This window comes from Pseudomonas sp. 910_21 (assembly GCF_052850735.1).
In genome coordinates, this window is sequence record NZ_VXCY01000005.1 from 443,649 (window position 1) to 469,774 (window position 26,126).

General features: G+C 62.5%; 26 protein-coding genes. 14 read left to right on the forward strand and 12 right to left on the reverse strand.

Annotated features, from left to right (window positions below):
• Nucleotides 1–535 precede the first annotated feature (535 nt).
• Nucleotides 536–2,239, reverse strand: coding sequence for an AMP-binding protein (locus FW796_RS18655; RefSeq protein WP_346635108.1), 1,704 nt, complete (start codon nucleotides 2,237–2,239; stop codon nucleotides 536–538).
• Between the two features lie 227 nt (nucleotides 2,240–2,466).
• Between FW796_RS18655 and FW796_RS18660 the strand changes: the two genes are divergently transcribed.
• From FW796_RS18660 to FW796_RS18675, 4 genes are all read left to right on the forward strand, one after another.
• On the forward strand, nucleotides 2,467–3,630 hold the full coding sequence (locus FW796_RS18660) for an isovaleryl-CoA dehydrogenase (protein WP_346635109.1): 1,164 nt from the start codon (nucleotides 2,467–2,469) through the stop codon (nucleotides 3,628–3,630).
• Between the two features lie 106 nt (nucleotides 3,631–3,736).
• Nucleotides 3,737–5,341: a carboxyl transferase domain-containing protein gene (locus FW796_RS18665; RefSeq protein WP_446439742.1), complete on the forward strand. Its 1,605-nt coding sequence runs from the start codon at nucleotides 3,737–3,739 to the stop codon at nucleotides 5,339–5,341.
• Between the two features lie 17 nt (nucleotides 5,342–5,358).
• Nucleotides 5,359–6,174 carry a gamma-carboxygeranoyl-CoA hydratase gene (locus FW796_RS18670; protein WP_446439743.1) on the forward strand — a complete coding sequence of 272 codons (816 nt, stop codon included), beginning with the start codon at nucleotides 5,359–5,361 and terminating at the stop codon, nucleotides 6,172–6,174.
• On the forward strand, nucleotides 6,174–8,120 hold the full coding sequence (locus FW796_RS18675) for an acetyl/propionyl/methylcrotonyl-CoA carboxylase subunit alpha (RefSeq protein ID WP_446439744.1): 1,947 nt from the start codon (nucleotides 6,174–6,176) through the stop codon (nucleotides 8,118–8,120). The genes FW796_RS18670 and FW796_RS18675 overlap by 1 nt, the downstream gene beginning before the upstream one ends.
• Before the next feature lie 54 nt (nucleotides 8,121–8,174).
• Here FW796_RS18675 and FW796_RS18680 read toward each other — a convergent pair whose 3' ends face one another.
• Complete coding sequence (locus FW796_RS18680; protein WP_346635113.1) at nucleotides 8,175–8,840, reverse strand: LexA family protein; 666 nt, start codon at nucleotides 8,838–8,840, stop codon at nucleotides 8,175–8,177.
• 133 nt (nucleotides 8,841–8,973) lie between these two features.
• On the opposite strand from FW796_RS18680, the gene FW796_RS18685 reads away from it, so the two are divergent.
• The 3 genes from FW796_RS18685 to FW796_RS18695 all read left to right on the forward strand — a co-directional run bounded on the left by FW796_RS18685 (nucleotide 8,974) and on the right by FW796_RS18695 (nucleotide 10,950).
• A complete protein-coding gene (locus FW796_RS18685) occupies nucleotides 8,974–9,321 on the forward strand; it encodes a DUF6124 family protein (RefSeq protein WP_346635114.1) in 348 nt (115 codons plus the stop codon).
• 156 nt (nucleotides 9,322–9,477) lie between these two features.
• On the forward strand, nucleotides 9,478–9,681 hold the full coding sequence (locus FW796_RS18690) for a hypothetical protein (protein ID WP_346635115.1): 204 nt from the start codon (nucleotides 9,478–9,480) through the stop codon (nucleotides 9,679–9,681).
• A 114-nt stretch (nucleotides 9,682–9,795) separates the two neighbouring features.
• Nucleotides 9,796–10,950, forward strand: coding sequence for a M14 family metallopeptidase (locus FW796_RS18695; RefSeq protein ID WP_446439745.1), 1,155 nt, complete (start codon nucleotides 9,796–9,798; stop codon nucleotides 10,948–10,950).
• Between the two features lie 46 nt (nucleotides 10,951–10,996).
• Here the strand turns inward: FW796_RS18695 and FW796_RS18700 are convergent, their stop codons facing one another.
• Nucleotides 10,997–11,443, reverse strand: coding sequence for a winged helix-turn-helix transcriptional regulator (locus FW796_RS18700; RefSeq protein WP_446439746.1), 447 nt, complete (start codon nucleotides 11,441–11,443; stop codon nucleotides 10,997–10,999).
• Nucleotides 11,444–11,546: 103 nt separating this feature from the next.
• Here FW796_RS18700 and FW796_RS18705 point away from each other — a divergent pair, with 103 nt between their 5' ends.
• Nucleotides 11,547–12,767: an MFS transporter gene (locus tag FW796_RS18705; RefSeq protein WP_404937317.1), complete on the forward strand. Its 1,221-nt coding sequence runs from the start codon at nucleotides 11,547–11,549 to the stop codon at nucleotides 12,765–12,767.
• 29 nt (nucleotides 12,768–12,796) lie between these two features.
• Here FW796_RS18705 and FW796_RS18710 read toward each other — a convergent pair whose 3' ends face one another.
• Together FW796_RS18710 and FW796_RS18715 are read right to left on the reverse strand one after the other, a co-directional pair.
• Nucleotides 12,797–13,336, reverse strand: a complete 540-nt coding sequence (locus tag FW796_RS18710; protein ID WP_102881811.1) for a cytochrome b — start codon at nucleotides 13,334–13,336, stop codon at nucleotides 12,797–12,799.
• A complete protein-coding gene (locus FW796_RS18715; protein ID WP_446439747.1) occupies nucleotides 13,333–14,418 on the reverse strand; it encodes a catalase family peroxidase in 1,086 nt (361 codons plus the stop codon). Before FW796_RS18715 ends, FW796_RS18710 begins: the two co-directional genes overlap by 4 nt.
• A gap of 167 nt (nucleotides 14,419–14,585) precedes the next feature.
• On the opposite strand from FW796_RS18715, the gene FW796_RS18720 reads away from it, so the two are divergent.
• Together FW796_RS18720 and FW796_RS18725 are read left to right on the forward strand one after the other, a co-directional pair.
• A complete protein-coding gene (locus FW796_RS18720; protein ID WP_346635120.1) occupies nucleotides 14,586–15,092 on the forward strand; it encodes a sigma-70 family RNA polymerase sigma factor in 507 nt (168 codons plus the stop codon).
• Complete coding sequence (locus FW796_RS18725; RefSeq protein WP_446439748.1) at nucleotides 15,089–15,814, forward strand: anti-sigma factor family protein; 726 nt, start codon at nucleotides 15,089–15,091, stop codon at nucleotides 15,812–15,814. Before FW796_RS18720 ends, FW796_RS18725 begins: the two co-directional genes overlap by 4 nt.
• Nucleotides 15,815–15,818: 4 nt before the next feature.
• On the opposite strand, the gene FW796_RS18730 is transcribed toward FW796_RS18725, so the two are convergent.
• The 7 genes from FW796_RS18730 to FW796_RS18760 all read right to left on the reverse strand — a co-directional run bounded on the left by FW796_RS18730 (nucleotide 15,819) and on the right by FW796_RS18760 (nucleotide 22,362).
• Nucleotides 15,819–16,808 (reverse strand): Csu type fimbrial protein, encoded by a 990-nt coding sequence (locus FW796_RS18730; RefSeq protein WP_446439749.1) that lies wholly within the window; start codon nucleotides 16,806–16,808, stop codon nucleotides 15,819–15,821.
• A 32-nt stretch (nucleotides 16,809–16,840) separates the two neighbouring features.
• Complete coding sequence (locus tag FW796_RS18735; RefSeq protein WP_446439750.1) at nucleotides 16,841–19,198, reverse strand: fimbria/pilus outer membrane usher protein; 2,358 nt, start codon at nucleotides 19,196–19,198, stop codon at nucleotides 16,841–16,843.
• Nucleotides 19,199–19,317: 119 nt separating this feature from the next.
• The gene (locus FW796_RS18740; RefSeq protein ID WP_404940062.1) at nucleotides 19,318–20,088 is read right to left on the reverse strand and encodes a fimbrial biogenesis chaperone; all 771 of its coding nucleotides are present in this window, start codon (nucleotides 20,086–20,088) and stop codon (nucleotides 19,318–19,320) included.
• Between the two features lie 67 nt (nucleotides 20,089–20,155).
• Nucleotides 20,156–20,656 (reverse strand): Csu type fimbrial protein, encoded by a 501-nt coding sequence (locus tag FW796_RS18745; RefSeq protein ID WP_346635125.1) that lies wholly within the window; start codon nucleotides 20,654–20,656, stop codon nucleotides 20,156–20,158.
• A 4-nt stretch (nucleotides 20,657–20,660) separates the two neighbouring features.
• Entirely contained in the window at nucleotides 20,661–21,197 is a 537-nt protein-coding gene (locus FW796_RS18750; RefSeq protein WP_346635126.1) for a Csu type fimbrial protein, read from the reverse strand.
• A 20-nt stretch (nucleotides 21,198–21,217) separates the two neighbouring features.
• Nucleotides 21,218–21,757: a Csu type fimbrial protein gene (locus tag FW796_RS18755; RefSeq protein ID WP_346635127.1), complete on the reverse strand. Its 540-nt coding sequence runs from the start codon at nucleotides 21,755–21,757 to the stop codon at nucleotides 21,218–21,220.
• A gap of 104 nt (nucleotides 21,758–21,861) precedes the next feature.
• Nucleotides 21,862–22,362: a Csu type fimbrial protein gene (locus FW796_RS18760; RefSeq protein ID WP_346635128.1), complete on the reverse strand. Its 501-nt coding sequence runs from the start codon at nucleotides 22,360–22,362 to the stop codon at nucleotides 21,862–21,864.
• Between the two features lie 240 nt (nucleotides 22,363–22,602).
• On the opposite strand from FW796_RS18760, the gene zapE reads away from it, so the two are divergent.
• The 4 genes from zapE to FW796_RS18780 all read left to right on the forward strand — a co-directional run bounded on the left by zapE (nucleotide 22,603) and on the right by FW796_RS18780 (nucleotide 26,102).
• Nucleotides 22,603–23,733 (forward strand): cell division protein ZapE, encoded by a 1,131-nt coding sequence (gene zapE, locus FW796_RS18765; protein WP_404937322.1) that lies wholly within the window; start codon nucleotides 22,603–22,605, stop codon nucleotides 23,731–23,733.
• Nucleotides 23,730–24,344 (forward strand): hypothetical protein, encoded by a 615-nt coding sequence (locus tag FW796_RS18770; protein ID WP_346635130.1) that lies wholly within the window; start codon nucleotides 23,730–23,732, stop codon nucleotides 24,342–24,344. The genes zapE and FW796_RS18770 overlap by 4 nt, the downstream gene beginning before the upstream one ends.
• Nucleotides 24,331–24,699: a hypothetical protein gene (locus tag FW796_RS18775; RefSeq protein WP_207166242.1), complete on the forward strand. Its 369-nt coding sequence runs from the start codon at nucleotides 24,331–24,333 to the stop codon at nucleotides 24,697–24,699. Before FW796_RS18770 ends, FW796_RS18775 begins: the two co-directional genes overlap by 14 nt.
• Before the next feature lie 89 nt (nucleotides 24,700–24,788).
• Complete coding sequence (locus FW796_RS18780) at nucleotides 24,789–26,102, forward strand: leucine-rich repeat-containing protein kinase family protein (protein WP_346635131.1); 1,314 nt, start codon at nucleotides 24,789–24,791, stop codon at nucleotides 26,100–26,102.
• The last annotated feature ends 24 nt before the right edge of the window (nucleotides 26,103–26,126 follow it).

A 26,126-nucleotide genomic window follows, 5' to 3' on the forward strand; every position in this document is an offset into this window, starting at 1 on the left:
ACAGATTGTCCTACAAAAACATCAAGTCGTTGAATTTAAAGGATTTTAAAAAGTTGGCACGGCTTCTGCTATCTCTATGGCATAACAAGAATAAAAAGCAGCAAACCTAATAAGAATAAGACGTAACGACTCTGACATAACAAAAACAACACGGCAGAGACGCAGCTAACAGATTTTTTTGGAGAGGATGTAATGTGCAGGAGGGCTTGCAAGAGCCACCCGCAACCGGTCAGAGAACAATAAAACTACCCTGAGGTAGCTCCCGAACTGGTTGGATCGCCCTGGCGACACGTTAGATCAGCGCTCAAAAAAATACGTTTGCTCTTGATCCCGGATGGGGATCGCCAAAAACAGCAGTAAAGGGCCACGGTTGCCAAAAACAACAATAGACCGCCCCTCAATAATAAAAAAAGAGCACGCAACGACAAATTAAAGGGGAGCTTCGGCTCCCCTTTGTGCTTTCTGCGATTCGGCTTTGGCCTGCCCTTCTCGCCCATAAAGCGTGCCCCCGTCCCGATGCACGCTCCAGCAATGCTCACACTCTGCCCACCTGCTCGCGCAGCTCCTCAATGCTGATTTCGCGCATGCGGAATTTCTGGATCTTGCCGGTCACCGTCATCGGAAACTCCTCGACGAACTTGAAGTAGCGCGGCGTCTTGAAGTGGGCGATGCGCTCCTTGCACCAGGCTTGCAGTTCCAGCTCATTGGCGCATTGCCCAGGGTGGAACTTGATCCAGGCGACAATCTCCTCGCCGTACCTGGCACAGGGAATGCCGATCACCTGCACATCGGCCACCGCTGGATGAGTGAAGAAGAACTCTTCCAGCTCCCGCGGGTAAATATTCTCGCCACCGCGGATGATCATGTCCTTGTTGCGCCCGGCGATGCACACGTACCCCTGCTCGTTCATGGTGGCCAGGTCACCGGTGTGCATCCAGCCGGCCTGATCGATAGATTCGCTGGTGCCCTGGGGGTTGTTCCAGTAACCGAGCATGACGCTGTAACCCCGGGTGCAGAGTTCACCGATGGTGCCCCGGGGCACCAGATTGCCGGCCTCGTCGATGATCTTGCTCTCCAGATGCGGCTGGGTCCGACCCACTGTGGTGACGCGCAACTCCAGATCGTCGGCAGGACCGGTCTGCAACGATACCGGACTGGTCTCCGTCATCCCGTAGGCGATCTGCACCTCGCTCATGTGCATCTCGCTGATGACCCGGCGCATCACCTCGATCGGACACGTGGCACCAGCCATGATCCCGGTGCGCAGGCTCGACAGATCAAACTCGCCGCGCCTTGGCTGGTCGAGCATGGCGATGAACATGGTGGGTACACCATACAAGCCGCTAGCCCGCTCCTCGGCCACGGCGCTCAGCGTCAGCAACGGGTCGAAGGCATCGTTGGGGTAGATCATGGTGGTGCCGTGGGTGATGCAGCCCAGGTTGCCCATGACCATGCCGAAGCAGTGATACAGCGGCACCGGGATCACCAGCCGATCTGCCGCGGTGAGGCCCAGGCTCTCCCCCACCATGTAACCGTTATTGAGGATGTTGTAGTGACTCAGGGTCGCGCCCTTGGGGAAACCGGTGGTGCCGGAGGTGTACTGGATATTCACCGGCTGATCGAAATCCAGGCTGTCCTGGCGCACCTGCAATTGCTCGGCGGTAGCTCCAGCGGCAAGGGCCGTCAGTTGCGACCAGGGCAGAAAACCGGATGGGGGCTGAGCATCCAGACTGATCACCCCACGCAACTCGGGCAGGCGCTCGCAATGCAGTTGACCGATGGATTGCTCCGCCAATTCGGGGATCAGCCCCTGCAGCATGCCGTGATAGTCGGAAGTCTTGAACGCCCCGGCACAGATCAGCCACTGACAGCCGGATTGCTTGAGCACATATTCCAGCTCGGAACTGCGATAGGCCGGATTGATGTTCACCAGAATCGCGCCGATCTTGGCACTGGCGAATTGGGCGATGCACCACTGGGCGCAGTTGGGGGCCCAGATCCCCAGACGATCACCCGTCTTGAGACCCAGGGCCAGCAGCGCCCTGGCATGCAAGTCGACGGCCTCACGCAGTTGCTGCCAGCTGTAGCGCAACTGCTGATGACGCACCACCAGGGCTTCACCCTGGGGATAGGCAGCGACGGTGTTGTCGAAGGCCTGGCCGATGGTCAGCGCCAGCAATGGCTTGTCTTGCATACCACGGGTGTAACTGCGATCCGGCTGGAAACCCGAGTGTTCCATGACGACCCCTATTGTCTTTATTAGTGGGTGTTCAGGAGCCTGGCCGATGGTGCGAAAGAGCCTGGCTCCAATCGAAAGCCCTGCTACTCTGGCGCAAGTTGACGTTTACGTAAAGGGCGATTGACAGCCATCGGTCGCAGGTTTACGTTAACGTAAAGGTGAGAGCCCGACAGCCCGTTCTCTTCCGCCTATTCCCTCAATAAAAACAAGTTTGAAGGTGCCCCGCCATGAGTTACCCGACCCTGAACTTCGCCCTCGGTGAAACCATCGACATGCTGCGCCAACAGGTCCAGGCCTTCGTCAGGGCGGAGCTGGCACCTCGGGCGGCACAGATCGATGTCGACAACCTGTTCCCCGCCGACATGTGGCGCAAGTTCGGCGACATGGGCCTCCTGGGCATTACCGTAGCGGAAGAATACGGCGGCGCCGGGCTGGGTTACCTGGCCCACGTAGTGGCCATGGAAGAGATCAGCCGCGGATCGGCCTCGGTGGCCCTGTCCTATGGTGCCCATTCCAACCTCTGCGTGAACCAGATCAACCGCAACGGCAACCATGAACAGAAGAGCAAATACCTGCCCAAGCTGATCAGCGGTGAACACATTGGCGCCCTGGCCATGAGCGAACCCAATGCCGGTTCCGATGTGGTGTCGATGAAGCTGCGCGCCGACAAGCGCGGTGACCACTTCGTACTCAACGGCAGCAAGACCTGGATCACCAACGGCCCCGACGCCAACACCTATGTGATCTACGCCAAGACCGACCTGGAAAAGGGCCCCCACGGCATTACCGCATTCATCGTCGAGCGTGACTGGAAAGGCTTCAGCCGCAGCAACAAGTTCGACAAGCTGGGCATGCGCGGCTCCAACACCTGTGAGCTGTTCTTTGATGACGTCGAAGTCCCGGAAGAAAACATCCTTGGCGTGCTCAACGGCGGAGTCAGAGTGCTGATGAGCGGCCTGGACTACGAGCGCGTGGTGCTCTCCGGCGGCCCGACCGGGATCATGCAGGCCTGCATGGACCTGGTCGTGCCCTACATCCACGACCGCAAGCAGTTCGGCCAAAGCATCGGCGAGTTCCAGCTGATCCAGGGCAAGATCGCCGACATGTACACCCAGCTCAACGCCAGTCGCGCCTACCTGTATGCCGTGGCCCAGGCCTGTGAGCGTGGCGAAACCACCCGCAAGGACGCCGCCGGGGTGATTCTCTACAGCGCCGAGCGCGCGACCCAGATGGCCCTGGATGCGATCCAGATTCTGGGAGGCAACGGCTACATCAACGAATTCCCCGCGGGCCGCCTGCTGCGTGACGCCAAACTCTACGAAATCGGCGCCGGCACCAGCGAGATCCGCCGCATGCTGATCGGTCGCGAACTGTTCAACGAAACCAAGTAAGAACAGCCGCAAGTTGCGAGCTACAAGCGGCAAGCCACAACTGCCGTAACACCGACTTACTCTTGCAGCTTGAAGCTTATGGCTTCGAGCTGCGCTGGGAGCACCGATGATTCTGAAGTCTCAGCTCAACCCTAAATCACCCGAATTCGCGCAGAACGCTGCCAGCATGCTGGCCCAGGTCGACGCCTTGCACACCCTGCTCGCCCAGATCCAGCAAGGCGGCGGCGCCAAGGCCCAGGAACGCCACACGTCCCGGGGCAAACTGCTGCCTCGAGAACGCATCAACCGCCTGCTCGACCCTGGCTCGCCATTTCTCGAAGTCAGCCCCCTGGCCGCCTACGAGGTCTATGGCGAAGACGTGCCCGCCGCCGGCGTGATTGCCGGCATCGGCCGGGTAGAAGGCATCGAATGCATGATTGTGGCCAACGACGCCACGGTGAAAGGCGGCTCCTACTACCCGCTGACGGTAAAAAAACACCTGCGGGCCCAGACCATCGCCCAACAGAACCGCCTGCCCTGCATCTACCTGGTGGATTCCGGCGGCGCCAACCTGCCCCGCCAGGACGAAGTATTCCCGGACCGCGAGCACTTCGGCCGGATCTTCTTCAACCAGGCCAACATGAGCGCTCAGGGTATCCCGCAGATCGCCGTGGTCATGGGTTCCTGCACCGCCGGCGGCGCCTACGTGCCGGCCATGGCCGACGAAGCCATCATGGTCCGTGAACAGGCCACCATCTTCCTCGCCGGCCCACCCTTGGTGAAAGCCGCTACCGGCGAGGTGGTGAGTGCCGAAGAGCTGGGCGGTGCCGACGTGCACTGCAAGATTTCCGGCGTTGCCGACCACTACGCCGACAGCGACGAACATGCGTTGGCCCTGGCCCGACGCAGCGTGGCCAACCTCAACTGGCACAAACAGGGCCAGTTGCAGCAACGCCCCCCGATCGCCCCGCTGTATGCCCGTGAAGAGCTTTACGGCGTGGTGCCGGCCGATCCCAAGCAACCCTTCGATGTACGCGAAGTCATTGCCCGGTTGGTGGACGGCTCGTTGTTCGATGAGTTCAAGGCCCTGTTCGGCACCACCTTGGTCTGCGGCTTCGCCCACCTGCATGGCTACCCAGTGGCCATCCTCGCCAACAACGGCATCCTCTTCGCCGAAGCCGCGCAAAAAGGCGCGCACTTCATCGAACTGGCCTGCCAGCGCGGGATTCCCCTGCTGTTCCTGCAGAACATCACCGGCTTCATGGTGGGCCAGAAATACGAGGCAGGCGGCATCGCCAAGCACGGCGCCAAGCTGGTCACTGCGGTGGCCTGCGCCAAGGTGCCGAAATTTACCGTGATCATCGGCGGCAGCTTCGGCGCCGGTAACTACGGCATGTGCGGCCGCGCCTACGATCCACGCTTTCTGTGGATGTGGCCCAACGCGCGGATTGGCGTGATGGGTGCCGAACAGGCGGCCGGGGTGCTGGTACAGGTCAAGCGCGAGCAGGCGGAACGCGGCGGACACCCTTTCGACGCCACCCAGGAAGCCGAGATCAAACAGCCGATCCTCGATCAGTACGAGCACCAGGGGCACCCTTACTACTCCAGTGCGCGGCTGTGGGACGACGGCGTCATCGACCCGGCACAGACCCGTGACGTCCTGGCCCTGGCCCTGTCCGCGGCCCTCAATGCCCCCATCGAACAGAGCCGCTTCGGCGTGTTCCGCATGTAATCCTGCGCGAGAAGAACATGAGCGACTTCAATACCCTGGAACTGCTGCATGACCCTCGTGGCTTCGCCACCCTGTGGCTCAGCCGTGAAACCAAGAACAACGCCTTCAACGCCGAGATGATCCGCGAGCTGATCCTGGCCCTGGATCAGGTGCAGGGCGACCCGAGCCTGCGTTTCCTGCTGCTGCGCGGACGCGGCAAGCATTTCAGCGCCGGCGCCGACCTGGCCTGGATGCAGCAGTCCGCCGAACTCGACTACCAGACCAACCTCGACGATGCCCGGGAACTGGCGGAGTTGATGTACAACCTGGCCAAGCTGAAGATCCCGACCCTGGCCGTGGTGCAAGGTGCAGCATTCGGTGGCGCCCTGGGCCTGATCAGTTGCTGCGACATGGCAATCGGTACCGACGACGCCCAGTTCTGCTTGTCGGAAGTACGCATCGGCCTGGCGCCGGCGGTCATCAGTCCCTTTGTGGTCCAGGCCATTGGCGAGCGCGCCGCCCGACGTTATGCCCTCACCGCGGAACGCTTTGGTGGCCAACGGGCACGGGAAATCGGCTTGCTGGCGGAGAGTTACCCGGCTGCCGAGCTGGAACAGCAAGTGACCCAATGGATCGACAAGCTGCTGCTCAACAGCCCGCAGGCCATGCGTGCCAGCAAGGACCTGCTGCGAGAAGTGGGCAACGGCGCCCTCACCACGGCCCTGCGCCGCTACTGCGAAAATGCTATCGCGCGGATTCGGGTCAGCGCCGAAGGCCAGGAAGGCCTGCGGGCCTTCCTGGAAAAACGCCCGCCCAGTTGGCAGTCCGAGACCGCGACCAAGGAGTCCCGCTGATGAACGCCCCTGTTCTAGACACTTTGCTGGTGGCCAACCGTGGCGAGATCGCTTGCCGCGTGATGCGCACCGCCAAGGCCTTGGGCCTGACCACCGTGGCCGTGCACAGCGCCACTGACCGCAATGCCCGGCACAGCCGCGAGGCAGATATCCGCGTCGACCTGGGGGGTAGCAAGGCCGCCGACAGCTACTTGCAGATCGACAAGCTGATCGCTGCGGCCAAGGCCAGCGGCGCCCAGGCCATCCACCCCGGTTACGGCTTTCTCTCGGAAAACGCCGGTTTTGCCCGAGCCATCGAAGCGGCGGGCCTGATCTTTCTCGGTCCGCCCGCCTCAGCCATTGACGCCATGGGCAGCAAGTCGGCGGCCAAGGCACTGATGGAAACCGCCGGCGTTCCTCTGGTGCCGGGTTATCACGGCGAAGCCCAGGACCTGGAAACCTTCCGCAGTGCCGCCGAGCGCATCGGCTACCCGGTGCTGCTCAAAGCCACCGCTGGTGGCGGCGGCAAGGGCATGAAAGTGGTCGAGGAGGTCAGCCAGTTGGCCGAAGCCCTGGCTTCGGCCCAGCGTGAAGCCCAATCGTCCTTTGGCGATTCACGGATGCTGGTGGAAAAATACCTGCTCAAGCCCCGTCACGTGGAGATCCAGGTGTTCGCCGACCAGCACGGCAACTGCCTGTACCTCAACGAGCGCGACTGCTCGATCCAGCGGCGTCACCAGAAGGTGGTCGAGGAAGCCCCCGCTCCCGGCCTCAGCCCCGAGTTGCGCAAGGCCATGGGCGAAGCCGCTGTGCGCGCGGCCCAGGCCATCGGCTACGTCGGCGCCGGCACCGTGGAATTTCTCCTCGATGCTCGCGGTGAATTCTTCTTCATGGAAATGAATACAAGGCTGCAGGTGGAACACCCGGTTACCGAAGCCATCACCGGGCTCGATCTGGTGGCCTGGCAAATACGCGTGGCCCAGGGTGAAGCCCTGCCCATCAGACAGGAACAGGTCCCGCTGCTGGGGCACGCCATTGAAGTGCGCTTGTATGCCGAAGATCCGGGCAACGACTTCCTTCCCGCGACCGGGCGCCTGGAGTTGTATCGCGAATCCGCCGCCGGCCCGGGCCGTCGGGTGGACAGCGGGGTCGAGGAAGGTGATAGCGTGTCGCCCTTCTACGATCCTATGCTGGGCAAGCTGATCGCCTGGGGCGAGAACCGCGAGCAGGCTCGTCTGCGCCTGTTGAACATGCTCGACGAGTTCGCCATCGGTGGCCTGAAAACCAACCTGGCGTTCCTGCGGCGCATCGTTGCCCATCCGGCGTTCGCCGAGGCGCAACTGGATACCGGATTTATCCCACGCTATCAGGAGCAATTACTGCCAGCGCCCAGCGAACTCGGCGCGGACTTCTGGCAGGCAGCTGCACAGGCATTCACACAAAGCCAGCCAGAGCGGGTGCGCAGCGACGACCTGCAGTCCCCCTGGTCGGCAGTCAATGGCTGGCGCAGCGCGTTGCCGGCCCAGACCAGCCTGCACCTGAGCTGTGCCGGACAGGATCAGGCCATCAGCCTGGGCGCTCGCTCGCCGGCCTTCCAGTTGCAAGGTGAACGCCTGTGGGTAGAGCAACAGGGGCTGCGCCGTGAACATCGCGCCATCCGCCGTGGCGACACCCTCTACCTGCACTGGCAGGGCGAGATGCACAGCGTCACGGCTTACGACCCGATTGCCGCAGCCGATGCCAGTCACAGCCAACAGGGCGGGCTTACTGCGCCCATGAACGGCAGCATCGTGCGGGTGCTAGTCAGCGCCGGGCAAAGCGTCGAAGCCGGTGCGCAACTGGTGGTGCTGGAGGCGATGAAGATGGAACACAGCATCCGCGCGCCCCAGGCAGGCGTCATCAAGGCGCTGTATTGCCAGGAAGGCGAAATGGTCAGCGAAGGCAGTGCATTGGTGGAGTTGGAATAAGTCCACCAATAAGAAAGCCCCTTCCTAACTGTAGGAAGGGGCTTTTCAAGGAAGTTAAAACTTCGCAGTAGCTTGTACGACTACACCAATAACCCGGCACTCATCGCTGTAGAGCATCTTCGGATAGGTGGGATTGAGGGGAACCAGATAATGCTGACTACCCTCTTTCACCCACTTGCGAAAGATCGCCTCGGCATTACCGGGACACTGTACGACCACCAACTTTCCAGGTTCGGCGGTAATAGCCGGATCCACCAGAATCAGCATGTCCTGACTGATGCTCAAGCCGCTGGGCGCGATCATTGCGTCACCCACTACCACCAGCCAGAACGCCGCGCCTTGAGCCTGATAATCGGAAAGCTCATAGCGCTCCGGCACATAGGCTGACTGGCCATCTTCACGCACTTCCCCTGCAACCCGCCAATCGCTCACCGGGTAACGGAAATACGGATTGTACTTGTGCAACAGTGAAGGCTCGTTCACCAGGGGTTCGCCATCGTCACCCAGCATGGGCTTTTCGCGAACCACCAGGGCGACTTCCAGAAAGCCCATGCCGATCTCTTCAAGCACCCGGTTCATGTCTTCGATCTTTGGCTGACGGCGTTTGCTCAACCAATGACCGATACCACCCTGAGACATGCCCAGACGCTCGGCGAGTTTTTCCTGTGTGACCTTGCGGCCTTTCATGTTGGCTTTGACCAACTCGATCCATTTGTCCATGGACTGAACAATACGTTGTGTATTTCCCGCCTCAACACACAACTTGTAGTATTTGAAATCTCGTCACAATTACAATACGTATTAACCTAGTTCATACCCCTCTTTCCTTTTCTCAAACAGGACGGAACACTTTATGAACGCAAGCAGCAAGGACGTGCCGGAGCTCGATACAGAGACCACATTGAATTCACTCAAGGGCAGCCACGCAGCACGACGGGCGATGGACTATTACTTGAAGCCCGCGCTGACCGCATCGGACAAGGAAGAGAAGTTCTTCGAGGTCAGGCGCAACCTCAGCAGCGAGGAAGCCATGATCCATGCATCCGATCTGCTGCGCTGTGCAGCAGCCACCGCCTATGACGCGGCCGACAATCTGCGGGGGGCCAATCGCGACCTGGCTTTTTCCGTGGTGCACATGATCGACCTGGCCAAAGCCCTGGTGGACAAGTCACTGGAAAGTCAGCGCTTTGAGTCCAGCTGAGACGCTGGCAAGGAATAAACAGCGGAAACAGGAGAAATGGAAAAATATTTTCCAAAGGGCGGGGAAAAACATTTGACTTGCAAATGATAATGATTATTATTGCAAGCAACTGGTCGCGAGATCAGTCGATAGCCCAAAGGACCTTAGGTCGGACCTTTGGATTATCTCCTCATCAGGCTAATCACGGTTTTTGACCCGGCTTTTTGCCGGGTCTTTTTTTTTGCCAGTTTTCTGGCTTGGCTTCAGGCTAATGAAGACGTGGGTGCTGCTAAAAATAATGGCGGCGATGATAGCAAAAGAATGTCCTTTTGCAAGGGAACACCCGTGGTAAAAGGCCAGGAAAGACAAAGTAGCGCTTGAGAATCAATCGCATAGCCACTAAGCTTCGTCTGCGTCAAGGACGACGCCCCCCCTTCTATTACCCCCCTCAGTGTGTAGAGTAGCGGTCATAACAATCCTATACAGGGACCGACCATGACCGTGGGCAATCACACTTCGTTTCAAATTACTGCCGACTTCGACAGCGGCAATATCAACGTACTGGACATCAGCAATCCGCTGCAGGCACTGCTGGCCATCCGCCCGGATACCCAGAGTCCGCATTTCCAATGGTTTCACTTCAAGGTCAGCGGCCTGCATGTCGGCCAGGAACATTGGTTCCGCCTGACCAACGCCAGCCAGTCCTCCTACAACAAAGCCTGGACCGGTTACCAGGCCGTCGCCTCCTATGACCATGTGAACTGGTTCCGCGTGCCGACGATCTTCGAAGGCGACGCCCTGCGCTTCAATCTGGAAGCCACCCAGACTCACGCCTGGTTCGCCTACTTCGAGCCCTACAGCCGCGGGCGCCACGACTGGCTGATCGATCAGGCCCTGAGCAAGGCCGACACCGAACTGCTGGCGGTGGGCAAAAGCGTCGAAGGCCGAGACATCCAGCTCCTGCGCAAGGGCAACGGCAAGGAAGGCCAGCGCAAGATCTGGATCATTGCCCAACAGCATCCCGGCGAGCACATGGCCGAATGGTTCATGGAGGGCGTGATCGAACGCCTGCAGCACCGCGATGACCCAGAGCTCAACTCGCTGCTGGCCAAGGCCGATCTGTACCTGGTGCCCAACATGAACCCGGACGGCGCGTTCCACGGCCACCTGCGCACCAACGCCAAGGGCCAGGACCTGAATCGCGCCTGGCAGAACGCCAGCCAGGAGCTCAGCCCGGAAGTGCTGTTCGTCCAGCAGCAGATGGAAAAGTACGGCGTCGACCTGTTTCTTGATGTGCACGGCGATGAAGAGATTCCCCACGTGTTCACCGCCGGCTGCGAGGGCAACCCGGGCTACACACCACGCCTGGCGGGACTCGAAGAACATTTCCGCAGCCACTTAAAGCGCCAGACCCGGGACTTCCAGACCACCCATGGCTACGCCCGGGACAACCCCGGAGAAGCCAACATGACCCTGGCCTGCAACGCCGTCGGGGAAAAGTACGACTGCCTGGCATTGACCCTGGAGATGCCCTTCAAGGACCACGACGACGCGCCCAATCCGCTAACCGGCTGGTCCGGAAAACGCTCCATGCAACTGGGCAAGGATGTGCTGAGCACCCTCGCCGACCTGGTGGACAGCCTGCGCTGAGCCCAGGCAACGACTGCGGGAGCCGATCCCGCAGTCGTCCCCCTGCTCACGAAGCCGGTACCCGCAGGCAATCCTCCGGGCCCAACAAACGCCCGTCCGCCGTACGCAGTTCCAACGCAGGCAGCGGCTGCCCGGTTTCCCGGTCCAGCATGCGCGAATGCGCCTCACCCTCTTCGTAGAAAAACGCCTCGCCCCATTGGCGCAAGCCGATGATCAGGGGAAACAGCCCCTTGCCCTTTGGCGTCAGCACGTACTCCTGATAGGCACTGCCATCAGAGGCCGGCACCACTTCAAATACCCCATGCTCCACCAAGGTCCGCAAACGTGTGGCAAGAATGTTCTTGGCCATGCCGAGGTTGCGCTGGAACTCGCCAAAGCGACGGATACCGTCGAAGGCATCCCGCACAATCAGCAGCGACCACCAATCGCCTATAGCGTCCAGTGAACGGGCCACCGGGCACTCGGCATCTTGCAGGCTGGTGCGTTTAACCATGCTGGGCATTCTCCGTTCGGGTCACAGGAAAGTGGTTGCAATATAAAACCATGATCCTTACCGTACAACTGGTTTCATAACGAAACCATAATCGGAGCCCGACATGTCACACGATCCTTCCCCTCCTGCCACATCGACTCTTTCACCACGGGTGGTGCTGCTGTTCGCCATCGCCTGTGGCCTGGCGGTGGGCAACGTCTACTACGCCCAGCCGCTGCTGGACGCCATGGCCCGGACCTTCGACCTGCCGCCGGCCACGGTGGGCATCGTCATCACCCTGACCCAGGTGGGCTACGGCCTGGGGCTGCTGTTGCTGGTGCCCTTGGGCGACCTGCTCAACCGCCGGCGACTGATCGTCACCCAGACCCTGCTTTCAGTGCTTGCCTTGCTAATGGTGGCCCTGGCCCCCAGCAGCGCCTGGCTGCTGTTGGGCATGGCCAGCACCGGCCTGCTGGCAGTGGTGACCCAGATTCTGGTGGCCTATGCCGCGAATCTGACGCCCACAGCCCAGCGTGGACGGGTGGTAGGCATGGTCACCAGCGGCATCGTGGTGGGCATTCTGTTGGCCCGCACCGTGGCCGGGACCATGGCCGATCTGGCAGGTTGGCGCTCGGTCTATCTGTTGTCGGCCGGCTTGACTCTGCTGGTGGCCCTGAGCCTGTGGAAAGTGCTGCCGAGGGTTGAACAGCCACCCGCAGTGCAACGCTACGGGCAATTGCTCGGCTCGCTGCTGCAACTGTTCAGGGAAGAAAAAGTGCTGCGCGACCGTGCAGTGCTGGCCATGTTGATCTTCGCCGCGGGCACCGTCTTGTGGACCCCATTGGTGCTACCTCTGAGCGCCCCGCCGCTGTCGCTGTCTCACACCGAAATCGGTCTGTTTGGCCTGGCCGGGGCCGCGGGCGCCCTGGGCGCAGCACGAGCCGGGCACTGGGCGGATCGCGGCCTGGCGCAGTGGACCAGCGGCCTGGCCCTGGCGTTGATGTTGCTGTCCTGGCTGCCCATCGCCTTTACCCAATCGTCCTTGTGGGCCCTGTTACTGGGGGTGATCACCTTCGACCTGGGCCTGCAGGCCGTTCACGTCACCAGCCAGAGCCTGATCTACAGCGTGCGCCCGCAAGCCCAGAGCCGCTTGGCTGCCGGTTACATGCTGTTCTACTCCCTGGGCAGCGCCGGCGGCTCGATTGCCGCCACCGCCACCTACGCCTGGGCCGGCTGGAGCGGGGTCTGCCTGCTGGGAGCCGCTATCAACAGCCTGGCACTGGTCTATTGGCTGTGGAGCCTGAACCCCGTAAAAACCCGGGCCGAGGCTCGCTGTGTCACTTGAGCGACACAGCAGGCTCGCTTAAGGGGGACTCAACCACGCCCCCGCAGCATGCTCTGCAATACCCCGTCTCGGCGGACCCAGCCATGGAACAGTGCCGCCGCCAGATGCAGCAACACCGTCAGGAACAGCAGATAAGCCAGGTAGCCATGGGCCTTGCGCAAGAGAGCGAACACCTGGGCATTGGCCGGCAGGATCGCCGGCAACTGCAACGAACCGCTCAGCATCACCGGGTCCCCGGCCGCCGAAATCATTGCCCAGCCCAGTACCGGCAAGCCCAGCATCAGGGCATAGAGCAGCACATGGGAGGCTTTGGCCGCCAGCACCTGCCAGCCCGGCAAGTCTGCCGGCAGCGGCGGTTGCCGAGTGGAAAAACGCACAAACAGGCGCACCGCCGCCAACAGCAGAATGGCGATGCCCAGCGGCTTGTGCAGGTGGATCAGCCACTCATGGCGGGCGGACACCGAGGTCACCATGCCGGCACCGATAAACAGCATGGCAATGATCATCAGCGCCATCAGCCAGTGCAGCAGACGCGCCAGCGGGGCGAAGTGTTGAGGTTGGCTATTCATGGACGCGGTTCCTGGGCGGAGGGCAATTGACTGACTTCACTGGTGCGACGCAGGTAGGAACTGGCGTAGGCGGCAGAGCGTGCGGCCAGCAAGGGATCATCGGAGGCCTGGATGCCATTGGGCAGGATCAGCGGGTCGTAATTGATGTCCCGGCACTGGCCACTGCTCTGCGGCTGGGTGCCTTGCAGCACCAGGGTCCCGGCATTGATCACCGGACGCTCTGCGGGCCAGGCCTTGCTGGCGTCATTGGTGGGATCTCCCGGTGCCGCCAGGGTGATCTGCAAGCGCCAGCGCAAAGGCCCTTCGGCCAGCCGCCGGAGCAGATCCTGCTCCAGGTAGTCGGCACCCGCTGCGGCGCTGCCGACGGCCTGGGCATCCTGTACTAGCGGCACCACCCCCCAACGCACCGCCTGGCGCTGGCCACTGGCGTTGACCAGGTAGAACGCGTTGATCCCGTTGTAGCTTTCACTGGCGTAGCTGGTTGAAGGCTTGGCGCTCTTGACCCATTGCAGGAAGGGCCCGGCCTCGGGGTGGGCGGCAAAGAACGCCGGCACCTTGGTCGGGTCCGGCTTGCCCGTGGACGGATCGGGGGAACTGGCCTGCTGCAGTTGATAGAACGCTTCGGGAGTGCCCACCGGAAACACCGGCATGCTGTTCATTCCCGTGCGCCACTGCTGGCCGTTGGCCTGGAGGAAACGCAACGCCAGGCTGCGGATCGGCACGCTGCTGTCCGGCGCATAGGGGTTGCCGCTGGGCAGGGCAAAACGCCCCACCACCGGCGTTTGCGCCTCGCTGAACACCTGCGCCGTGGAGTAGGCCCGGGCCTCGCCACTGCTCTGGAAGTAACCGATGACACACACGCCCTTGGCGTGGTTACGGCGAAAGCCCGGATGCACGCCGTTATTGGTCTCCAGCACATCCACCAGGGCCTTGGGAGTCAGGCGTTGCGGGTCGAAATTGCCGTGCACGTAGGCCAGCGCCGCAGCAGCGGCGGCCACTACCCAGGCAATGGCCCCCAGGCGCAAGGTCAGGCTGACAGCACTCAAGGGCGGACGATCGGGTGGCGAGGATGGGGCAACCATGGACATCTCCAGTACGCGGGGCCACAAGGACCAGGATCAGTCAGACGTAGCCCGGTACCGGTTATTCCAGACCCCGATATTTATTTTTCCGCGACTGGAATAACCTGCAGCACGGCGCGTCTTCCTAGTCCCAAGCCTAGTGACTGGCCCAGCACCTGCAGGACTTCATGAACGATTTCGACGAACAGCTACGCCTGCTGCTCCCCCGCCTCAGGCGCTTTGCCCTGTCCCTGACACGCCAGCCCAGCAGCGCCGACGATCTGGTGCAGTCCTGCCTGGAGCGCGCCTTGTCGAGTCGGGCCCATAAACGCCCCGGGGGCGATCTGCGAGCCTGGCTGTTTGCCATCCTCTATCGGCAGTTTCTCGATGCCCACCGACGCTCCCGGCGCTACGCACGCATGCTCGAATTCTTTACCGGACGTGACGACGCCCAGCCTTCGGTGGAGCGCACCGTAGTCGCCCAGTCGACCCTGGCAGCCTTCGACCGCCTGAACGCCGAGCAACGCGCCCTGCTGCTCTGGGTCTCGGTGGAGGGCTTGAGCTACAAGGAAGTGGCAGAGATCCTCCAGGTCCCCGTCGGCACCGTGATGTCTCGCCTGTCCAGGGCCCGCCAGGCGCTGCGCCAACTCAGCGACGGCGAAATCAACAGCCCCTCTCTACGGATACTCAAATGATCAGCCTGCCCCCCAGCGACAGCGACCTGCACGCCTACGTCGATCACCAACTCAGCGAAGCGGACCGCCGGGTGCTGGACAGCTACCTGGCCAACCATCCGCAAACGGCGGCCCAGGTCCAGGCCTGGCAGCAGGATGCCCAGCACCTGCGGGCCGCCCTGGGTGGAGCCCTGCTGCAAGCGACCAACCCGGCGCTGGAGCCGACCCTGATCCGTGCGCGCCACAAGCAGCGGGGCTTGCGGCGCCTGGCCAGTGCCGCGGCGCTGCTCGTGGCGGTCGGGGTTGGCGGTCTGAGCGGCTGGCAGGCCCGGGAACTGACCCTGGCCGGCAACACCGTGCTGCCGATGACCGATGCCCTCCAGGCGTATCGCCTGTTCGCCGAGCAAGGCATCCTGCCCGCGGACTTCAAGGTCCAGGACAACGACGCCATGCAAGCCTGGCTGGATCGCTACTTCACCCAGGCCAGCCCACTGCCGGACCTGCACGACGCTGGCTTCAAAGCGGTCAGCGGGCGCCTGTTGAGTACCGAGCAAGGGCCTGCGGCAATGGTCCTGTACCAGGATCGCGAGGGGCGCAAAGTCAGCTTCTACATCCGCCCGCCAGGACCGCAGAACACCCTGCTGCCTCGTGGCAGCCGCCGTGACGGCTCATTGCAGACACAGTACTGGTCCGGCGGGAACTACAACTACGCCATGGTCGGCCCGGCGGAAATTCCCCTGTAGGTCTTCAGAACCCCACGTCCAGCACCACGTTGTCGATGTAGGTGCCCGCTGGCGGCGTGTTCTGGTCGGTGTAGATCCTGGCGTTGTAGTTGAAGATCTGGCTGCCGGTACCCAGGCCATTGCCCGGGTTCACTTCGGCATCGGTGCTGGAGCGCCGGGCACTGCCGACGCTGCCCCAACGGGTGTTGCCGGCACTTTTGAAGATGTCGTAGGCCAGGTAGTTGCTGCCGGATATCATCTGCCGTCGCCCTCCTGCGCTCACGGGGTGCTGGCCGTCGCTCAAGCCCACGGTATAGGCGCTGCCCTTGGTGCAGGACAGGTTGATGGTCTGCCCGGTGACCGTGGCGAATGCGCTGACCACCGGCGCGCTGCCGAAACTGATGTTCGGCGCGGTGATCACGCAATCGTTGGACACCATCATGTTCACCGTGAGGGCCTGAGTGCCGCTGCCGATGTCCCGTCCCAGGCAGATCCCCAGGGCGCCGATCCCGGCGCAATAATTCCAGCTCCAGAAGATGCTCAGGTTCTCGGTGTAGACCCCTGCCGCTACGTTGCTGCCGGTGATGGTCCCCATGTAGATAGGCACGGTCTTGGCCACGGTGGAACTGCCCAGCAATCCCAGGACATCGATGATCGAGTTGCGGGCGAAGTCGAACTGCACCCCCCGAGTGATCGGATAGCTGGTGCTGTTGTTGGCGTACAGGGTGTAGCCGATGACATCGCCCGTGGGGCCAACCATGCCGCTGGTGCTGGAAGTGATGGTGGCGTAGAAGTGGTCGTTGCTGGCCAGCAGGCTCAACAGCGAGCCGGTGCAACTCAGGCCCGCATTGGTGGTGGAAGCCGGCTGCGAAGTGGTACGCACCAGGATCGAGCTGACGGTGCCGAACCCCGCCGGTGCGGTGCTGACGGCGTTGCACAGCGCCTGAGCCTGCAGCGCCAGCAGACTCGCCAGCAACCCCACTATTGCCTGTCGCCATCCCTTGAAGCTGTCCACCCTCAGCACTCCCTTGCCTCGTGACGCCACGACTACTGGCAGACCAGCGGGCCGATCAACGGCACCTGCTGCTGTTGCAGATCCATGTCGAACTGCGCACGGCAGCTCTGGCCATCGGCCAGGCTGACGTGCAGGCTGTTGTGTTGCGAAAGGTTCTCCAGATACACCAGCCCATCCCAGCCGACCACCGCCCGAGCCCCACTCTGCTGATGGGTCACGGTGCTGCCCAGGGGCAGTTCCCGTTGCTGGGCGTCCACCAGCACCACGCTGGCGGCGACGATCCGGGTCAGTGGGAACTCCAGCAAATAGCCACTGCCGCGACGCACCGCCACTCGCTGCTCCACATTCGGGGTCTGGACGTTGGCCGGCAGGTTCAACGGATCGATCTCGTACTTGCCCCGGTAATAGGCACTGCTCCACGGCACCAGCAAGTGTCCGTTCTTGTCGGTCTGCCCCACCAACTGGTTTTCATAGCGCACCGGAATGTCCTGATAGCCATCGGTGCTGACCACCACGAAGGCATCGTCAATCTGGTTGGCGGCGAACACCTGACGGTCCATCCACACCAGCGAGCCACTGGCATCGGCCCAGCGGGTCTCGGCATCGCGGGAGCCATAGACCCCGGCCTGCAGGCGCACCGACTGCAGGCGCCAGGTGACATCCGCCTGACGATAGTCGGCGCCGCTGCCCGTGGCATAACCCAGGTTGTAGCCAACCCCGCCCTCCAGGGGCACCGAGCGACTGAAATTGAGCCGCTGGCGGTTTTCCCCCGTCTTGCTGCGTTCGTTGCTCAGGCTCAGGCTGCCGTGCAAGTCGAAGGGAATCACCAGCTGCGCCTGCATCGCCCACTGGCTGTCGCCGATCTCCCGGTTGGCCGACAGGTAGAAGCTGCTGTTGTGCCACAACGGCTTGCTCCAGGTCAGGTTCAACAACCGGGTGCGGCTCGAGTCGGCGGCACGCACATCGAAATAGCCGGCCCCCAGGCTACCGTAGCGGTCCAGGTTGAGGCTCAGGGTCAGTTGCTCGCTGCGCTGGCTGAGGCTGATGTATGGGCTGTCGACCACCGTCAGGTCGGCATACTGGTCACGACGTTGCATCCGTTGGTACGCCAGGCTGAAGCGCTGGTTGTTGTACTGGTAGCCAAAGCTGAACTGCTGGCCGCCGCTGCCGTCGAAACGGCTCTGGCTGAGCGCCGTGTTGAGCACGCCAAAGTTGCCCAGGCGCATATTGCCGCCCACCCCGCCCAGTGTCAGGGAGTCCGAGGCTTCGGCATGCGCTTCCAGGGTCAGGCTGTCGCTCAGGCCATGGCGCAGGCTACCGGAGGTGACACCCGGGCCATAGCCAAAATCACGCAGGGTGTAGTCCCGGCGCAGGTTTCCCGCGGCCACCGAGAAGTCCGTCAGGCCCTTCTGCAGCAGGCTGCTGGTGACGTAGAACGGCACCGTGGTCGACACTTGTCGCCCCAGGGCGTCCGTGGTCACCACCACCGCCTCCCCGGCCCCGTTGATAAAGGGAATGTTGGTCAGGGTATAAGGCCCCGGCTGCAACTCGCTGCTGCTGGACTTGTAGCCATTGATGAACAGGTCCAGGGACGAGGGCACCGCCGCTTCACCGGCAAACTGCGGCAAGGGATAGGTCACCAGATCCGGACGCACGGCAAAATCCCGAGACAGCTGGACCCCACCCAGACGCACCGAACTGCTCCAGGGCAAGGCGCTGCTCACCACGTCACCCGCCTCATAGGTCAGCAGGCGTTCTTCATCGGAAAAACGCCAAGTGGTGTCATAGCGCCGATACCCATTGTTCAACGAGCCGCTGGCAACGCCGGACAAGGTCCGCCGGTACTGCCCGGTATTGGACAAAGTGCCCCAGGTGTCAAACAGCCGCACTTCATTCCAGGCCGCCAGGTAGGTGCCGCCGTCGTCGGTGTCATTGAGGTACAGATCGTAGTTGAGCAGCGCGCCAAAACTGCTCAGGGCCGGCGTCCGCGGATAGGCCTGGCGACTGCCGATGAACTGCTCCGGCAGCCAGTCCGGCGGCACATCAATCAGCAGGCGCTGGCCCTGACTGTCGTAATCGCTGTGCAGGCCCGGCAGGCTGTCCAGATCGACTTCGCTGCCCAGCCCCTCCGGCAACTTGATGCCGGTTTCCCGCAGCGCCTGCACCGGCATGAACAATCGTCCGGCACGCTGATCCACCGCCACCACCTTCCCTGTGTTCATCTGATTGATCACCAGCTCCAGAAACAACTGTGCATCGGCCAGCGACTCCAGGCTGCTGGGCGGTGGCGGCAGCTCGCCAGCCTGGGAGAGAGGGGCCAACAGCAAACCGCACAGGCCGGCCATCAGCCCTTTCCAGCAGCACAAACGACGAGCCGCGTCCTGGCTCATGGCGGGTTCAAGTCCATCTATGGACATCTCCATCCCAAGGCGGATGCGCCACCGCGCTCACATCCGTCCGTACCTCTTCCCGACCGCCACCTGGCAGGCGCCTGCCTGACGCCTCTGGATCAGTGCGCAGGCGCCAGACTCTGCACCTGCGGCGCCCCATTGACCCGCAGTTGCAGGGTCGAATCCATCGTCAGGGGGTCCGTCACCGGCCAGCGCATGACCGCCCCGGGCAGCACGTAACCGAGCAAGCCCGGCGCCAGCGGCCGAGTCTGCCCGCCCTGCTTGAACGCCACATCGGTCAGGCGCGCATGCACCGCCCCCTGGTTACGCAGCTCGAAAAACGTCTTGCCGTCCACCGCCACTTTGCGCCAGCTGAGGTCCGGCACCCCGGCGCCCTTGGGATCGCGAGGGCGGGAAGTGTCTTCCTTGCTCCAGAGCCCGGCGCCATAGGCGAACAACGGCACCGAGTAACGCATCTGGAAGCGAATCGCCGCCGCGCTCTTGGCCCCCTCTTCCGGGGTGATGGGCTTGGCCGAAGGAATCTCGTCGATGATGATCCGGTACGCCAGCTCCTGCCCCGGCGGCACCTCACGGGTTCGGGTCAGACGCACCAGTTGCTTCTGACCGGGTTCGATCTTCGCCACTGGCGGGCTGCCGATAACGTCGCGCTGGTTCTGGTACTGGTCGGCAAAACCGCTCTGGCTCCAGGCGAACACCCGGATCTGCAGGTTGGCGGTTTCCGTGCCGCGGTTTTCCAACCACAGTGCGCTGGCTTGCTGATCCGCCTCCAGAACCGGGTCGATTGGCCAGATCAGCACCGAACTGGCGGCCTGGACCCTGGGTGCAACCGACAACAGCCCCAGCACCATCAGATATCCAATCCCCCGCATGCCTCGCAAAGGTAAATGCATACTGCTACTCCTTGTCCGCCTGCCGACTGGTTGTCGACTCGCCCCATCACCACGACAGCTGCACTTGCAGCACATCGCTGTACGTCCCCCCAGGCTGATTGCCCGGCAACTGCACCTGCCCGTAGATCGGCAGGCTGATGTTATTGGCATCGCTGTAAGCCACGGCCACGCTCTGGCCTATGCCCAAGCTCTGGCTGTATGCCGCATCGCGAAACAACTGATAGGCCACCCGGGCACTGCCGCTATTGAGCTGCATATGTCGCCCGCTGCTGTTGTACTGGCCTCCGTCCACGGTCATGTTCAGGGCCACCCCCGGCGTGCACTGCAATTGCACGCCCCCGGTCAACGCCACTTTCACGGTGCTGGTGGACAGCGCCGACTGGCTGCCGAACGCCAGGCTGCCGTAGTTGCTGACACCGCCCACCACCAGGCACCCGGCGGTGATGGTGGCGCTGACCTGGAAGCTCTGGCTGGTGGCCGCCGCGATCCACGCCGGCCAGGCACTGGCGCAGATCAGGGCGAACAGCGCAAAACCTTGGCTGGCCATGACATCAGAAGGTCAGCTGCACCGACACCGTATCGGTGTAGGTACCGGCCGGTAGCCCTGCCTTGCCCACCGCCTGGCCATAGAGGTTCACCGTCTGTGCAACGCCGGTGCTCGGCGCCAGGTTGATCACCCCGTTGATCGCCACAATTTGCGAGTGGCCGGAGTCGGTGTACAAGTCGTAGGGCACATAGTTGGCCACCCCGTCGAACAGTGCCCGAGTGCCGCCGGTGGACTTGCCGTCATTGGCGCCGCCCTGAATGGTCAGCGAGGGCGTGGTGCCCGAGGAGCAGAGGATCGACAGCGCGCCGCCTCCGCCCCCCAGCACCTGGCCAGTGGCGGTGGTGAACAGGCTGTTGGTGGTGCCGAAGTTCAAGGCGCCGAAGTTCAGGCCGGTGCTGCCGCCCACCCCGTTGACCTGACAACTGCTGGTGAGAATCAGGGTCGAGCTGATCTGACCGGTGACCGTAGTGGCAGCGTTGGCCGTGGAAACCATGACCAGTCCCAACAAGGGCCAGCCAATCCTGGATACAAGCGCGTGCATGATGTGCGTCCTCTCGTGATTTACCAATCCAGCGTGATGGTCAGGGTGTCGGTGTAGACCCCTGCCGGAACCGCGCGGGTATTCGCGACCACAGAGCCGAACACCGGAATGGGAATCCGCCTGGCGCTGCTCACTGCGAAATTGCGCTGCTGGCCGATGCTGTAGCTGTCGCTACCCGATGCATCGACAAACAATCGATAGGGAATGGTCTGGCGTCCGTTGCTCAAGCGTCGGGTCGTACCGTCGCCGTTGAGGCCGCCATTGATGGTCACGGTGAAGCCGGTGACCGAGGGATTGCAGGCCACCTGCAGCTGGCCTTCGGCGCTGTCGGTGAGGCTGGCCTTGATCGGGTTGACCCAGGTCGGGCCCTGTTGCCCGAAGTCGAGCATGCCCAGGTCGCTGATCGGGCTGGTGGAGGGCGCGCTGCCGCCACTGCTCACCTGACAGCTGGCAGTGATCACCAGACGCGCCTGGATCTGCCCGCTAATCGCTGCCTGGGCATCCTCCGCCAGCAGACACAGCGAGCCCAGAGCGACGATCGTCCAGGTCCTGCCTTTCATTGCACCCATCCCGGTTCCATCAGGACTCCTACGTGAGCCGTTCACCATGAGCGGCTGTCCCTGCTCTGCCCGGGTCCCCCGTGGCAGCTGTCATGGCCCCGACCTCACCAGGTCAGGGTCACCTTCAATACATCGGAATAGCCCCCGGCCCGGGGAATCTCGGCCAGGGGTTCAATACGTCCGTACAAGGGCAGATCCACGGTGCCGGAGTTCGGCACCCGGCCACTGACCGGAACATTCACTGGCAGCGCAATGCGCCGGGCCGGGTCCTGGTAGAGGCGATAGGGAATAGGCTTGCCCAACGAGTTGTTGCTGGCCAGATAGCGCACTTCGCCGACACCGCCGTGCAGGCCGCCATCGATGCGCATCTGATAAGGGGTATCGGGATTGCACTCCAGGCGTGGCTGACGACCACTGACCAGTGCCGCAGCCAAAGGCCCGGCCGGATCATTCAGGCGCGCGGTACTGCCGAAGTCCAAAGTACCGAGTTGCTCGATACCTGCCTCCCGCTGCTGACCCACCAACTGGCAGCCGCGCTGCACATCGACCCGGACCTGCACCTGCAAATCCGCAGCCCCTGCCGTCGCACTGAGCAACGCGCTCATGACTGCCAAACCCTTATATCCATTCAAGGCCTCAATCCTTATGAGGAGCATTCGCTGAAATCAGGTTAGCAACCGCGGGCGAAACCGCCAGTTAGCGTATTAATCGGCCTGCCCGTTGTGAATGACCGTCCATCGCCGCCGCCATGCTTTTTCGAGATCACTGGTCGTTGGGTTTTCTATTGGTTAAATTGTCGCGCCGCTTTTAAGGTAGGCGGCCTGGAATCATCGGGGTAACCACCATTGGCCGCTTTACCGCCAACACCTGCACAGACTCGATCATCCTGGCGACGCCTGTTCGCCCGAGCCTTGCGCCGCCCGAACAGCGGCGCCGGCGTGATCCATGACTACTTTCGCCACAAGGCCCTGGAGCTGGGATACACCCTCAGCCACAGCCAATTGCGGGTGATCGACTGCATGGCCCGGCAGGCCGATGACCTGACGCAATCCCCCGGCAAGGCCCAGAGCCTGTACCTGCACGGCGCCGTCGGCCGGGGCAAGAGCTGGTTGCTGGACGGTTTCTTCCGCGCCTTGCCCATCGCCGAAAAACAGCGCCTGCACTTCCACGACTTCTTCGCCCAGTTGCACCAGGGCATGTTCCGCCATCAGCAGCAAGCCGACGCCCTGGAAGCCACCCTGGATGAACTGCTCAACCAGTGCCGGGTGCTGTGCTTCGATGAGTTCCATGTCCATGACATTGGCGATGCGATGCTGATCACCCGACTGTTCAAGGCCCTGTTCAAACGCGGCATCACGCTGTTGTTGACCTCCAACTACGCCCCCGAGGGCCTGCTGCCCAACCCGCTGTACCACGCCCGCTTCAAGCCGGTGATCGAACTGATCAACGGGCGCATGCAGGTGATGGAGGTGGGAGGCCCCCACGACTACCGGAGCCAGGCCCGCACCCACGATCAGCAGCTCTTCACCCAGGGTCACTATGTGTGGCCCGGTACCCAGGCCCAGCGCCACGCCCTGGAACTACCCGAGCGCCATGCCGCGGCGGCGCAACTGACAGTGGGCGCCCGACAGTTGACCGTGCGGCAGATTCAGCAGCGCAGCATTCGTTTCGAATTCAGCGATGTGTGCGAACAGCCCACGGCGGTCATGGACTACCTGGAACTGAGTCGCCGCTTCGACACCTGGATCATCGACGAACTGCCGGAGCTGGGAGAGTGCTCGATTGCCGCCCAACAACGCTTCATCAACCTGATCGACGTGCTCTACGATCAGGACAAGCGCCTGCTGCTGATCGGCCAGCGCCCGCTGCACGAGTGCCTCGGCGGCCACGCCATCGACCTGGCCCGCACCCGCAGCCGCCTCGGGCAGTTACAGGAAATCGGCCCCGAGCACCCGCTTGAGCGAGTAGCCACATGAGTTCGATCAGCTTTTGCGAGCTGGTGTGCCTGCACCTGCAAGATTCAACCCTCAAGCACTCCCGGCTATTTGGCCTGGAGAGTTTCTCGGCAGCCGAACTGGCGGCCAAAGGCTATGAGCGGGTCGGCGAGCCCCAGGACTTTCACCAGTATGAAAAAAGCTGCACGACGCGCTACCACCAGCGAACCCTGGAGGTGCTGTTCAAGTGCTACTTCCTTGACCGGCAACGGGTCGGCAGTGGCTTCAGCCTGGCCCCTGGGGCCCGCCTGACGTCCGTGCTCAAGTACAGGAAACGCCTTGCGGCCCAGCAAAACCTGCCCCCTTCGCAGTTGGCTTTCCATTTCTCGGATGACAAGCAGGAAGGCGCGGTGATTCTGGATGACCGCCACGTCATGCGTTTCAACCAATGGAGCCGCCAGGGCGCCTACTTGCTTGCAACCCTGGAGAGCGACTTCGACCTGGAAAACCCGCTGGGCAGAGCCGCCACCGGATCGGTAAAATACACCTTGGAGCACCACAGCCTGGAGTCGATGCTGGCTGAAGCCAGGAACCCCAGGCACCCCGCGGCATTTCGCCGGTTAGCTGAAGCACTGCAAGATGCAAGAATTTGACCGCAAAGAGATTTATCGACTGGCAGCGGCGCTCTTGCGCGCTATTGAAAATGCCCAGCCAACGGTATTGGCGGCATTTGGCGTAAGCCCGGCCATTTATGCAGAAATCCTCGAAGAGCTGGACAGCTCGGGAGAACAGGCCGTGGACCTGGCCCTTGCGCCCTATGATCGGGCATTCCAGCCGGACCGCAGCGGCCGGGTCGCCCTGGACCTTTACCCGCTGGACACCGAGCCATCCGTCATGAGAGTGGCCTGCCAGCTGTGGTCCAAAGGCCGCAAGACCGACCTTACCCTGATTGCCGACTACGTACAGGGAGCGGGCGCGTTGACCTTCAGGTTGCTGGAAACCCAATAGCACTCATCCCATGGCCGCTCAGGCAGCCAAAACCACCGAACTGCTTTATTCTGCCCGCCTTTTTCTTCTTTCGAGTACTGACGCTGTTCATGGATACCCTTGCCCAACTGCGGGCCGGCCAATTGGCCGGCATCAAGCGCCTGGACCTGTCCTGCGGGCTGACCGAGTTCCCCCGGGAGATCTTCGATCTGGCCGACTCGCTGGAAATCCTCAACCTCAGCGGCAATGCACTGAGCAGCCTGCCCGACGACCTGCACCGGCTCACCCACCTGCGCATCCTGTTCTGCTCGGACAACCAGTTCAGTGAACTACCGGCCTGCCTCGGCCATTGCGCGCAACTGAGCATGATCGGCTTCAAGGCCAACCGCATCGAACGGGTCCCGGCCGCCGCCCTGCCGCCGCAGTTGCGCTGGCTGATCCTCACCGACAACCGCATCAGTGAACTGCCCGAAGAGCTGGGCAAGCGCCCGCTCCTGCAAAAGCTCATGCTGGCCGGCAACCGCCTGACCGCCCTGCCCCAGAGCCTGGGCCAGTGCCAGCGCCTGGAGCTGCTGCGGGTCGCCGCCAACCGGCTGCGCGAACTGCCGCCGTTTCTCCTGGCCCTGCCACGCCTGACCTGGCTGGCCTATGCCGGCAATCCACTGGAATCCGAGGCCGACGCCCAGGCCCTGGAGTCCACCCGCACCATCCCCTGGCACGAACTGCGCCTGGAGCAACGCCTGGGCGAAGGCGCCTCCGGGGTGATTCACCAAGCGTGGTGGCAGCCGACGGGAGAACCCGCCCGCGCGGTGGCGGTCAAGCTGTACAAGGGCGAGATGACCAGCGACGGCTCGCCGCTGCATGAAATGAACGCCTGTATCAGTGCTGGGCTGCACCCGAACCTGATCCGGGTCGAGGGTCGCATTGTCGATCACCCCCAGGGCCAGAACGGACTGGTGATGCAACTGATCGACCCCAGCTACCGCAACCTCGCGGCGCTGCCGAGCCTGGACTCCTGCTCCCGGGATATCTACCCGGACAATGCGCACTACAGCGCCAACGTGACGCTGCGGATCGCCCGCGGCATCGCTGCGGTAGGCGCCCACCTGCATGCCCAGGGCATTACCCACGGCGACCTCTACGGCCACAACACCCTGTGGAATGAACAAGGCGACTGCCTGTTGGGGGATTTTGGCGCGGCGTCCTTCCATGCCAAGGACGACACCCTACAGAGCCGGGCGCTGCAACGCCTGGAAGTACGTGCTTTCGGTGTCTTATTGGAAGAATTGCTGGAGCGTGGGAATGGCTCGCTGAGCCCGGGGCAGCGGCAAAAACTGGCGGCGCTGGTGCAGCGCTGCTGCCAGCCGGAGGTGCTGGCGCGACCGGATTTTGTTCAGGTCTGCGAGGAATTGGCGGGGCTTTAAAACAGCTTCGCCCACCAGCCGGCT

Excerpts from the sequence above, each read along its gene's own strand:
- FW796_RS18655 (WP_346635108.1), bottom strand. The coding sequence starts at position 2,239 with ATGGAACACTCGGGTTTCCAGCCGGATCGCAGTTACACCCGTGGTATG.
- FW796_RS18660 (WP_346635109.1), top strand. The coding sequence starts at position 2,467 with ATGAGTTACCCGACCCTGAACTTCGCCCTCGGTGAAACCATCGACATG.
- FW796_RS18665 (WP_446439742.1), top strand. The coding sequence starts at position 3,737 with ATGATTCTGAAGTCTCAGCTCAACCCTAAATCACCCGAATTCGCGCAG.
- FW796_RS18670 (WP_446439743.1), top strand. The coding sequence starts at position 5,359 with ATGAGCGACTTCAATACCCTGGAACTGCTGCATGACCCTCGTGGCTTC.
- FW796_RS18675 (WP_446439744.1), top strand. The coding sequence starts at position 6,174 with ATGAACGCCCCTGTTCTAGACACTTTGCTGGTGGCCAACCGTGGCGAG.
- FW796_RS18680 (WP_346635113.1), bottom strand. The coding sequence starts at position 8,840 with ATGGACAAATGGATCGAGTTGGTCAAAGCCAACATGAAAGGCCGCAAG.
- FW796_RS18685 (WP_346635114.1), top strand. The coding sequence starts at position 8,974 with ATGAACGCAAGCAGCAAGGACGTGCCGGAGCTCGATACAGAGACCACA.
- FW796_RS18695 (WP_446439745.1), top strand. The coding sequence starts at position 9,796 with ATGACCGTGGGCAATCACACTTCGTTTCAAATTACTGCCGACTTCGAC.
- FW796_RS18700 (WP_446439746.1), bottom strand. The coding sequence starts at position 11,443 with ATGGTTAAACGCACCAGCCTGCAAGATGCCGAGTGCCCGGTGGCCCGT.
- FW796_RS18705 (WP_404937317.1), top strand. The coding sequence starts at position 11,547 with ATGTCACACGATCCTTCCCCTCCTGCCACATCGACTCTTTCACCACGG.
- FW796_RS18710 (WP_102881811.1), bottom strand. The coding sequence starts at position 13,336 with ATGAATAGCCAACCTCAACACTTCGCCCCGCTGGCGCGTCTGCTGCAC.
- FW796_RS18715 (WP_446439747.1), bottom strand. The coding sequence starts at position 14,418 with ATGGTTGCCCCATCCTCGCCACCCGATCGTCCGCCCTTGAGTGCTGTC.
- FW796_RS18720 (WP_346635120.1), top strand. The coding sequence starts at position 14,586 with ATGAACGATTTCGACGAACAGCTACGCCTGCTGCTCCCCCGCCTCAGG.
- FW796_RS18725 (WP_446439748.1), top strand. The coding sequence starts at position 15,089 with ATGATCAGCCTGCCCCCCAGCGACAGCGACCTGCACGCCTACGTCGAT.
- FW796_RS18735 (WP_446439750.1), bottom strand. The coding sequence starts at position 19,198 with ATGAGCCAGGACGCGGCTCGTCGTTTGTGCTGCTGGAAAGGGCTGATG.
- FW796_RS18740 (WP_404940062.1), bottom strand. The coding sequence starts at position 20,088 with ATGCGGGGGATTGGATATCTGATGGTGCTGGGGCTGTTGTCGGTTGCA.
- FW796_RS18745 (WP_346635125.1), bottom strand. The coding sequence starts at position 20,656 with ATGGCCAGCCAAGGTTTTGCGCTGTTCGCCCTGATCTGCGCCAGTGCC.
- FW796_RS18750 (WP_346635126.1), bottom strand. The coding sequence starts at position 21,197 with ATGCACGCGCTTGTATCCAGGATTGGCTGGCCCTTGTTGGGACTGGTC.
- FW796_RS18755 (WP_346635127.1), bottom strand. The coding sequence starts at position 21,757 with ATGAAAGGCAGGACCTGGACGATCGTCGCTCTGGGCTCGCTGTGTCTG.
- FW796_RS18760 (WP_346635128.1), bottom strand. The coding sequence starts at position 22,362 with ATGAGCGCGTTGCTCAGTGCGACGGCAGGGGCTGCGGATTTGCAGGTG.
- FW796_RS18770 (WP_346635130.1), top strand. The coding sequence starts at position 23,730 with ATGAGTTCGATCAGCTTTTGCGAGCTGGTGTGCCTGCACCTGCAAGAT.
- FW796_RS18775 (WP_207166242.1), top strand. The coding sequence starts at position 24,331 with ATGCAAGAATTTGACCGCAAAGAGATTTATCGACTGGCAGCGGCGCTC.
- FW796_RS18780 (WP_346635131.1), top strand. The coding sequence starts at position 24,789 with ATGGATACCCTTGCCCAACTGCGGGCCGGCCAATTGGCCGGCATCAAG.